Below are 9759 nucleotides of genomic sequence, written 5' to 3'. Positions count from 1 at the left end.
CCGGATTAACGAAGAACAGAAAATGTTATCCTGTTAAATCGGTTGAAAAAATTTCAATCGTTTCAAAGGCTTGAACTGCCATTCCGTTTGATATGAGCTTCTGGTATGGGCCAGACCACTAGAAACGGAGTGCATGATCTATGAGCGAACGTCTGGAAGATATCGCGATTGCAATGGTTGCCAGCGGCAAGGGCCTGCTTGCTGCGGATGAAAGTACCGCAACGATCAAGAAGCGGTTCGATACGATTGGGCTGGAATCGACAGCCGATAGCCGCCGCGACTATCGCGAAATGCTGTTCCGCTCGGACGATGCCATGAAGAACTACATCTCCGGCGTCATTCTCTATGATGAAACCCTGCGTCAGAACGCCAAGGACGGCACGCCTTTCGTGCAGATCCTGAAAGCGGCCGGCAGCATTCCGGGCATCAAGGTCGATGCCGGCGCCAAGAACCTCGCCGGTTTTGCCGACGAGACCATCACGGAAGGCCTTGATGGCCTGCGTGAGCGGCTGGCCGAATATTACAAGCTGGGCGCGCGCTTTGCCAAATGGCGCGGCGTCATCAATATTTCCGATGCCCTGCCGAGCTGGGGTGCGGTCAAGCAGAATGCACAGGCCCTGGCCCGCTATGCCGCCCTTTGCCAGGAAGCCGGCATCGTGCCGATCGTCGAACCGGAAGTGCTGATGGACGGCAAGCCGGGCACCCACACGATCGAGCGCTGCTACGACGTGACCGAATGGGTATTGAAGACCGTTTTCACCGAACTCTACGATGCCCGCGTCGTGCTGGAAGGCATGATCCTCAAGCCGAACATGGTCATCGACGGCAAGAATGCCCGCAAGGCGTCGGTTGAACAGGTTGCCGAGCAGACCCTGCGTGTCTTGAAGTCGACGGTTCCATCCGCCGTGCCCGGCATTGCCTTCCTCTCCGGCGGCCAGTCGGATGAAGAAGCAACGGCGCATCTCTCGGCCATGAATGCCGCCCATGGCCTGCCGTGGAAGCTGACATTCTCCTATGGCCGTGCCCTGCAGGCTGCTGCTTTGAGCGCCTGGAACGGCAAGTCGGAAAATGTTGCAGCCGGTCAGCGTGCCTTCACGCACCGCGCCAAAATGAACAGCCTTGCCGCAACCGGCGGCTGGAAAAAGGACCTGGAAAAGGCCGCTTAAGCGTTTTTTATACAAAAACAGCTCTCATAGAGCCCGGGCCGGAATCAGGTCCGGGTTTTTTGTGTGCTGTGAGGACCGTTTGACCAAACCATCGGCTTTCCATCCGCTAGTCAGCTGGCTGCTGTTTCCGGTCTATGCGTGGCAGGGCATTGCCGTGCGGCTGAAGACCGAACGCATGCTGCCGCCGCCAGCCTTTCCCGTGGGCGAGATCGCGGGCAAGGAGCCGGCCATCCGCCTGCTGGTGCTCGGCGATTCCTCCGCGGCCGGTGTCGGGGTGAGCGACGTCTGGCAAAGTCTCTGCGTGCGGCTTGCCGTGCACCTGCAGGGACGGACGGGACGCAAGATCATCTGGCGCGCCGCCGGGTTCAATTCCGCCACGTCAGGCCAGCTGCGCGATCATGTGGTGCCCAATATCGAGCGGGGCATGTGGACCCATATCGTTCTGACAACCGGCACCAACGACACCAAGAATTTCCATTCGGTCGCCCGTTTCAAAGGGGAATTCGGCGGGCTGCTCTATGCACTGAAGGCAAAGTGGCCGGAGACCTCGGTCGTCTGGTCGCCGGTCATCGATTTCCGCGACGTGCCGGCCATGCCGCCGCTGCTCGGGCGCATTCTGGAGGGGCGGGCCGGTGCCATCAACGCCATGGGCGAGCGGCTCTGCCGTGAACGTTCGGCAATAGCGGCGCCGCGCCTGCCGGTCGAGGGGCCGGAAGGTTTTTCCAGCGACGGTTTCCATGCCTCCGCCCATGGCTACGATGCCTGGGCGAAACATCTCGTGCCCTATGTGCTTAATCTCACCGTGAGGGAAGCTACCGCGCGCGAAGGCGAAGAAAACTCATAACCCGCTGTGGCTCAGCACCACGACAACCAACATCGCAAATATCGCTCCGGCGGCGATTTTCCAGAAATCCCCGCGCTTCTTCATACCGGGCCAGCCCAATGGCTTGATCAGATGCAACGCCATCAGGAGGATCAACAGCAGCGGCAGAATCTTGAGCATCGTCGTTACAAAGCCTGCCGCCTGAGGGGAACGGGTGAGTGGGGATTCGACAAGTGTGTGATCCCGCGCCAATTGTCAAATCGGCCTTTGACTCCGGGGCGCACATTGGGGAAGGTACGCCATCTGGGAGGATATTCATGACATCACGCTATGCACAGGTCTACCGGGATTGGCAGTCCGATCCGGAGGGATTTTGGGCCAGGGCCGCCGAGGCCATCGACTGGTCGCGGCCGTGGGAACAGGTCTTTGACGCCACGCATCAGCCCTATGGCCGCTGGTATCCTGGGGCGGAGTGCAACACCTGCTACAACGCCGTCGACCGTCACGTGGAGCGCGGCCGGGGTGATCAGGTCGCCCTGATCTATGACAGCGCGGTGACCGGCACGGGACGCAAGATCACCTATGCCGCCTTGCTCGACGAGGTGAATGCGCTGGCGGCGGTGCTGACCGACAGGGGCGTCGCCAGGGGTGACCGCGTCATCATCTATATGGCGATGGTGCCGGAAGCCGTGGTGGCGATGCTGGCCTGCGCGCGCATCGGCGCGGTGCATTCCGTTGTATTCGGCGGGTTTGCCGCCCACGAGCTGGCCACGCGCATCGACGATGCCAAGCCGGTGATGATCATTGCCACCTCCTGCGGCCTCGAACCGGGCCGGGTGGTGGCCTACAAGCCGATGCTGGACAAGGCCATCGAGCAGGCGGCGCACAAGGTTACCTCCTGCCTCATTCTCGTGCGTCCGCAACAGCCGCACGAGCTGGTGGCCGGGCGCGATGTCGACTACGCCGCAGCTGTTGCGGCCGCCAGCGGGCGGAAAGTCCCCTGCGCGCGCGTCAAGGCAACGGACCCGCTCTACATCCTCTATACCTCGGGCACCACGGGCCAACCCAAGGGCGTGGTGCGCGACAATGGCGGCCATCTCGTTGCGCTGGCATGGTCGATGGGCGCGGTCTACGACACGGCTGCGGGCGAGGTGTTCTGGGCTGCTTCCGATATCGGCTGGGCGGTCGGTCACTCCTACATCGCCTATGCCCCGCTGTTCATCGGCGCGACAAGCGTCCTGTTCGAAGGCAAGCCGGTGGGAACACCCGATGCCGGCACATTCTGGCGGGTGATTGCCGACCACAAGGTCAAGGTGCTGTTCACCGCGCCGACAGCGTTCCGCGCCATCAAGAAGGAAGATCCGAAGGGCGAGTTCATCGGCAAATATGATTTGTCCTCGCTGCAATATCTGTTTCTGGCCGGCGAGCGGGCGGATACGGACACGATCAAATGGGCCGAGGAAAAGCTTGGCGTTCCCGTCATCGACCATTGGTGGCAGACGGAGAGCGGCTGGCCCATGGCGGCCAATCCTGCGGGTCTCGGCATGCTGCCGGTCAAATACGGGTCGCCGACCGTGCCCATGCCCGGCTATGACGTGCAGGTGCTGGATGACGCCGGGCACCCGGTCAAGCGCGGCGAGCTGGGCAATATCGTGGTCAAGCTGCCTTTGCCGCCCGCATGCCTGCCGACGCTGTGGAACGCCGACCAGCGGTTCCGCGAGGCCTATATGGCGGAATTCCCCGGCTATTACAAAACCGCCGATGCGGGGATCATCGATGAAGACGGCTATATCTACATCATGAGCCGGACCGACGACATCATCAATGTCGCCGGACACCGCCTGTCGACTGGGTCGATGGAGGAGGTGCTGTCAAGCCATCCGGATGTGGCGGAATGCGCGGTTATCGGCATTGCCGATCATCTGAAGGGCCAGGTTCCCTGCGGGTTCATCGTGCTCAAATCGGGCGTCACCCGTGCGGCGGCGGATATCGAGCAGGAATGCGTCGCCCTGATCCGTGACCGGATCGGCCCGGTTGCGGCCTTCAAGATCGCGGTGACGGCCAAGCGGCTGCCGAAAACCCGGTCCGGCAAGATCCTGCGCGGGACGATGCAGAAGATTGCCGATCAGGAGCCGTGGAACATGCCGGCCACCATCGACGACCCCGCCATCCTCGACGAGATCAAGGCCGTACTCAACGCCAGGGGTATCGGCATTCCCGCCGGTTGACCGCCCCCCAACGATCCTGTTCCGGTCAAATCCGGGCCCGCATCTTTCTCGCCCCTGCTGACAGGCTCCTGACAGAAGGTTGTCAGGAGGGGTGTGCGATAGTGTCTTCGTAAGCAAAGGAGACAGGGTCATGAATATGGTTGATTTTGGAATCGTCGGAACGGTCAGGCGCCTGTGGTCGCGGTATGCACATCTGCGTGACGAAATGCGGACTGAACGCTCCGTCAGCGCACTCCCGGACTATCTGCTGAAGGACATCGGCTGGCCCGATGCCTATGCGGAACGTCTGGCACGGCGCAATTCAATGAAGGACGCCGCCGGCAGCGAAAATGCCGGCGCCGTTCGCCAATCCGGCCGTTCGCGGCGTCCGGCCCATGCGGTAACCGGAAAAACAAGCCAAAACGGACATTTCAAGCTAGAATACTGATCAGTGACGCCGAAAGGGAGCATCGCGATGGACCAGAAAAAGATGATCGGCCTCGTATTCATCGATGAGTTTGCCGATTGGGAGTTCGGTCTGCTTTCCGGATCAGCTGTCGAATGGTTTGGTGCGCGGGCGGTTGCTCTGGCCCCGACGGCGGGTCCCCTCAGGTCCATTGGCGGATTGCATCTCGTGCCGGATCGCGGACTTGATCCGCAGGAGAACGCGGATCTGGATGCGGTTGCGGTGATCGGCGCCAACACCTGGCCGTCGGAAGATGCTCCTGACATTGCACCCCTGCTGCATTCGGTATTGTCACGCGGCGGCATTGTCGGCGGCATCTGCGGCGGGACGCTGGCTCTTGCCCGGGCGGGTGTCTTCGAAGGGCGCAGACACACCAGCAACGGTGCGGGCTGGATACAGTCCCAGATCGGCGACTATGCCGGTTCCTCGCTGTATCAGGACGTGCCCCATGCAGTGCGCGACGCGCAGATTGTCAGCGCGGCCGGATCAGCGCCGGGCACTTTTGCCACGGAATTTCTCGAAGCGTTCCTGCCGGAGCAGGCGGAGCAGATTGCCGGGATGCGCAGCTTTATTGCGCGCGAGTACCAGGCAGGCTTGAAGGATTAAGCAGCATGCGACGTGCAGATCGTCTCTTTCAGATCGTACAGAAACTCCGGGGCGGGCGGCTGGTTACCGCGCGCCAGCTGGCGGAAAAGCTCGAAGTGTCCGAGCGCACCATCTATCGCGATATTGCCGACCTCCAGTCCACCGGCGTGCCGATCGATGGCGAGGCGGGGGTGGGCTATATCCTGCGGGAAGGCTTTGACCTGCCGCCGCTGATGTTCACGCGCGACGAGGTGGTCGCGCTGGTTGCCGGCGCCCGGCTGATAACGGCCTGGGGCGGTGCCTCCATGGCGCGTGCAGCGGAAGAAGCCATCATCAAGATCGGGGCTGTTCTGCCCAAGGATGATCGCCCGCGCATTGCCAACACGCATATTCATTCGTCCGGAACCAATATCAGCAGCCATGACCGGGCGATGATCGATCTTGCCGAGAATGCGGCGGACCAGTGCCAGGTGCTGTCGGTGGCCTACAAGGACATGGACGGCAAGGAAAGCATGCGGGACATCAGGCCGCTCGGACTGTGGTTCTGGGGCAAGGTCTGGACCGTCATCAGCTGGTGCGAATTGCGCAATGATTTCCGCACGTTCCGCATCGACCGGATCACCAGGGCCGAGAAGGCCCAGCGCATCTTCCGGCAGGAGCGCGGCAAGACGCTGGCCGATTTCTACCGGCGGATGGAACTCAGCGAAGCGCCCGATGCCAAGAAGGCGTCTTAAACAGCTGTCTGGCCCGTCATGAGCGAGGCGGCAAAATCCTCCCGGTTCAAGGCAAAGTATCTGTATGGGGCGCCGTCGTGCGTGGCTGTGAGGCCGATCTTTTGCGCCACGCGAATGGACGCCGCATTGTCCGGATGGATTGCGGCAACGATGCGCTTGATGCCAGCCTGCCCGAAGGCGTGCACGACGAGCGGCCGGGCAGCCTCCGTCGCATAGCCCTTGCCCCAGGCGTGGCGATTGAGCCGCCAGCCGATTTCAATGTCCGGCCCCACCGCATCGTCCGGGATCAGCAGGACCCAGCCGAGAAACCGTTGCGGCCGGTCGCGCGCAAAGATCGACCAATAACCGAGATCCGGGCCGAAATCCGCCTCCATGCGCGCGGTGATGAAACGGCGATGCGCATCGGGATTCGTCCAGGGCCCCGGTATGAACCGGGTCACCTCCGGATCGCGGTCCATGGCCATGCAGTCTTCCAGATCAGCCACGGTGCGCGGGCGCAGGAAAAGCCGTTCCGTCTCGAATGTCGGCAGCAAGGCTGTATCTCCCGTAAAAGAAAAAAGCTCCACCGGAGGGGGAGCTTTCTCGATTCAGGGACTACCCGTCAAGGCAATCAAATGGCTTATTCTTCCTCGTCTTCGTCCGTATTGCGGCCCTTGAGCGAGGAAAGCTTGGCGAAAACCTTGTCCGCATCGAGCTCTTCGTCCTCTTCGCGGACGGCTGGCTGGATATCCAGGTTTTCCGTGGCCGATGCCGGCAGCAATGTATCGCCGCCTTCGCCGGGCTGGACCGGGCGGTTGCGGGAAGAACGCTCGACCTCGAGGTCAAGGTCGATCTGCGAGCACAGGCCGAGGGTGACAGGGTCCATCGGCTGGAGATTGTTGGAATTCCAGTGGGTGCGGTTGCGGATCTGCTCGATGGTCGACTTCGTCGTGCCGATGAGGCGCGAAACCTGCGCATCCTTCAGTTCCGGATGGTTGCGCACCAGCCACAGGATGGCGTTGGGACGATCTTGGCGCTTGGACAGCGGCGTGTAGCGCGGTCCCTTGCGCTTGGCTTCGGGCACGCGCACCTTCGGCTCGAGAATCTTCAATTTGTGATTGATGTCGGCTTCGCCCCTGGCGATTTCCTCACGCGACAGCTGGCCGGTCATCAGCGGATCCAGTCCCTTGATGCCCTGGGCGGATTCACCGTCGGCAATCGCTTTCACCTCAAGCGGGTGCAGTTTGCAGAAGGCGGCAATCTGGTCAAAAGACAGAGCGGTATTGTCGACAAGCCAGACGGCCGTTGCCTTTGGCATGAGAAGCTGGGTGGCCATTGAATATAGTCCTCTCGTTCGTCCGCTCCGGTGAGGCGGGACGTGGGTTCAACCACAATTTCCGGGAATTCGAGGCGTTATATAGCGGTAAATTCTCGATTGGGCAAGAATCGGTTTTCGTAGCAACCGAATGCAATTACCGGTTTCACCAAACTGTCATGAAATTGTCATGCCGCTGCAACGCCCGCGGGCAACTGATCCCTTGTAAACAAGAGGAGATTCAACAATGCCGCGCAAAACCCTTTGCATCGGACTGTGGACCGCCCTGGTCGCTTCCGTCGCCCTGCCAGCCGCTGCCGAACCGGTTTTCAACCGGATCGCCAGCTTCCCGGTTGCTGACAATCTGCCCAAGGATGCAGACACGTCAAAGCCGACATCGTCGGAAATCATCACGGCCTCGGAAGATGGCAAGACGCTGGTCTATTCCGACAGCCCCTACGGCGCCATCGGCTTCATCGATATCAGCGATGCCGCCAGGCCCAAGGCCGCCGGCCTGCTGAAGGTCGAAGGTGAGCCGACCTCCGTTGCGGTTGCCGGCGCCATGGTGCTGGCTGCGGTCAACACCTCCAAGGATCACAAGAATCCCTCCGGCCGGCTTGACGTGATCGACCTTGCATCGCGCACGGTGCTGACGAGCTGCGATCTCGGCGGTCAGCCGGACTCGGTCGCCGTCTCGCCCGACAGGACCTTTGCCGCCGTTGCCATCGAAAACGAGCGCGACGAAAAACTCAATGATGGCGAGCTGCCGCAGCTTCCCTCCGGCGATCTCAAGATTTTCTCGTTGAAGAACGGCGCGCCCGATTGCACAAGCATGAAGACCGTCGTTCTGACCGGCCTCGCCGACATCGCCCCGGAGGATGCCGAGCCGGAATTCGTGTCGATCAACGCGAACAACCAGATCGCCGTCACCCTGCAGGAAAACAACCATATCGCGATCATCGATGCGGCCAGCGGCAAGATCACCTCGCATTTCTCCGCCGGCACGGTCGATCTCGACAAGATCGACGTCAAGAACGACGGCGCGCTGAAGTTCGACGGCAGCATGAAGGGTGTCCTGCGCGAGCCGGATACCGTGAAATGGCTGGGCAATGACCGCATTCTCACAGCCAATGAAGGTGACTACAAGGGCGGTTCGCGCAGCTTCACGATCTTCTCCACGGACGGCAAGGTTCTCTATGAATCCGGCCCCTCGCTGGAACACAGGATTGCGGCAGCCGGTCACTATCCCGACAAGCGCAACAAGAAGGGCGTGGAACTCGAAGGCGCCGAAGTCGCGCAGTACGGCGACACCAACTACATCTTCGTTGCCAGCGAGCGCGGTTCCGTCGTCGGCGTCTACAAGGATACCGGCAAGGACCCGGAATTCGTGCAGCTGCTGCCATCGGGCATCGCCCCGGAAGGCATTCTTGCCATTCCCTCGCGCAACCTGTTCGTCACCGCCAATGAATCCGATCTGGTTGCGGATGGCGGCGCGCGCTCCCATGTCATGATCTATGAGCTGAAGGACCAGGAACCGGCCTATCCGAAGATCGTGTCGGTGTCGAAGGATGATGGCACGCCGCTGGGCTGGGGTGCCCTGTCGGGCCTGGTCGCAGACCTGAAGGAGCCGGGCAAGCTCTATGCGGTCTCGGACTCGTTCTATTCCGCCGCGCCCACCATCTTCACCATCGATGCCAAGCAGACACCGGCAAAGATCACGCGGGCGCTGGTGGTCACGCGCGGCGGCCAGCCGGCCCAGAAGCTCGATCTCGAGGGCATCACCACCGATGGCGCGGGCGGCTTCTGGCTCGCCAATGAGGGCGACCAGTTCAAGCTGGTGCCGCATGCGATCTTCAACGTCAACGAGAAGGGCGAGATCAAGAAGGAAATCGCGCTTCCCGAGGAGCTGCTGCCGCATCAGACCCGTTTCGGGCTGGAAGGGATCACCCGCGTCGGCGAAGGCGATGCCACCGTTCTGTGGATGGCCGTGCAGCGGGAATGGAAGGATGACGAAAAAGGCTTCGTCAAGCTGCTGAGCTACAACGTCAAGGACAAGAGCTGGGGTGCCGTCTCCTATCCGCTGGACAAGAAGAGCGGTGACGGCTGGGTCGGTCTTTCCGAAATCACCGCCCATGACGGCCAGCTCTACATTGTCGAACGCGACAATCTGATCGGTGACAAGGCGGTCAACAAGAAGCTCTATCGCGTGGCGCTGGACGGCCTGAAACCGGCAAAGCTCGGCGAAAAGCTGCCGGTAGTCGAGAAGACGCTCGCACGCGACTTCATCGCCGACCTGAAGAGCACCAATGGTTATGTCGTCGACAAGCTGGAAGGCTTTACCGTCGACGTCGCCGGCAATGGCTTTGCGGTCACCGATAATGACGGCGTCGACGGCTCATCCGGCGAAACGCTGTTCTTCGGCATCGGCAAGGTCAGCGCGGCAAACTGAGCCGTTCGCAACGTTTGCAGGAGGCCGCGCTTGCC

10 protein-coding genes are annotated in these 9759 nt (G+C 61.4%); 7 read left to right on the top strand and 3 right to left on the bottom strand.

The annotated features are described in order from the left end of the window. Window positions 1-140: 140 nt before the first annotated feature. Complete coding sequence (locus J1W56_RS13000) at window positions 141-1166, top strand: class I fructose-bisphosphate aldolase (protein ID WP_223613710.1); 1026 nt, start codon at window positions 141-143, stop codon at window positions 1164-1166. A gap of 79 nt (window positions 1167-1245) precedes the next feature. Beyond that, window positions 1246-2010 carry an SGNH/GDSL hydrolase family protein gene (locus J1W56_RS12995; RefSeq protein WP_223613709.1) on the top strand — a complete coding sequence of 255 codons (765 nt, stop codon included), beginning with the start codon at window positions 1246-1248 and terminating at the stop codon, window positions 2008-2010. On the opposite strand, the gene J1W56_RS12990 is transcribed toward J1W56_RS12995, so the two are convergent. Further along, window positions 2005-2169 (bottom strand): hypothetical protein, encoded by a 165-nt coding sequence (locus J1W56_RS12990; protein ID WP_223613708.1) that lies wholly within the window; start codon window positions 2167-2169, stop codon window positions 2005-2007. The two genes, J1W56_RS12995 and J1W56_RS12990, sit on opposite strands and share 6 nt — an antisense overlap. A 137-nt stretch (window positions 2170-2306) precedes the next feature. Between J1W56_RS12990 and J1W56_RS12985 the strand changes: the two genes are divergently transcribed. The 4 genes from J1W56_RS12985 to J1W56_RS12970 all read left to right on the top strand — a co-directional run bounded on the left by J1W56_RS12985 (window position 2307) and on the right by J1W56_RS12970 (window position 5981). Further along, entirely contained in the window at window positions 2307-4217 is a 1911-nt protein-coding gene (locus J1W56_RS12985; RefSeq protein ID WP_223613707.1) for a propionyl-CoA synthetase, read from the top strand. 130 nt (window positions 4218-4347) lie between these two features. Next, window positions 4348-4644, top strand: a complete 297-nt coding sequence (locus J1W56_RS12980) for a DUF1127 domain-containing protein (RefSeq protein ID WP_223613706.1) — start codon at window positions 4348-4350, stop codon at window positions 4642-4644. A gap of 27 nt (window positions 4645-4671) precedes the next feature. Then, window positions 4672-5268 carry a DJ-1/PfpI family protein gene (locus tag J1W56_RS12975; protein ID WP_223613705.1) on the top strand — a complete coding sequence of 199 codons (597 nt, stop codon included), beginning with the start codon at window positions 4672-4674 and terminating at the stop codon, window positions 5266-5268. Window positions 5269-5273: 5 nt separating this feature from the next. Next, window positions 5274-5981 (top strand): helix-turn-helix transcriptional regulator, encoded by a 708-nt coding sequence (locus tag J1W56_RS12970; protein ID WP_223613704.1) that lies wholly within the window; start codon window positions 5274-5276, stop codon window positions 5979-5981. Here J1W56_RS12970 and J1W56_RS12965 read toward each other — a convergent pair. Both J1W56_RS12965 and J1W56_RS12960 read right to left on the bottom strand, forming a co-directional pair. Then, on the bottom strand, window positions 5978-6514 hold the full coding sequence (locus J1W56_RS12965) for a GNAT family N-acetyltransferase (protein ID WP_223613703.1): 537 nt from the start codon (window positions 6512-6514) through the stop codon (window positions 5978-5980). The genes J1W56_RS12970 and J1W56_RS12965 overlap by 4 nt on opposite strands. A gap of 86 nt (window positions 6515-6600) precedes the next feature. Then, on the bottom strand, window positions 6601-7296 hold the full coding sequence (locus J1W56_RS12960; RefSeq protein ID WP_223613702.1) for a DUF1013 domain-containing protein: 696 nt from the start codon (window positions 7294-7296) through the stop codon (window positions 6601-6603). 226 nt (window positions 7297-7522) lie between these two features. Between J1W56_RS12960 and J1W56_RS12955 the strand changes: the two genes are divergently transcribed. After that, on the top strand, window positions 7523-9724 hold the full coding sequence (locus J1W56_RS12955) for an esterase-like activity of phytase family protein (protein WP_223613701.1): 2202 nt from the start codon (window positions 7523-7525) through the stop codon (window positions 9722-9724). Window positions 9725-9759 lie beyond the last annotated feature (35 nt).

The sequence above is a fragment of the Phyllobacterium calauticae genome (genome assembly GCF_019991125.1).
GTDB lineage: Bacteria > Pseudomonadota > Alphaproteobacteria > Rhizobiales > Rhizobiaceae > Phyllobacterium > Phyllobacterium calauticae.
Note: the sequence above shows the minus strand (reverse complement) of the source record. Positions and strands in the feature narration are given on the sequence as shown.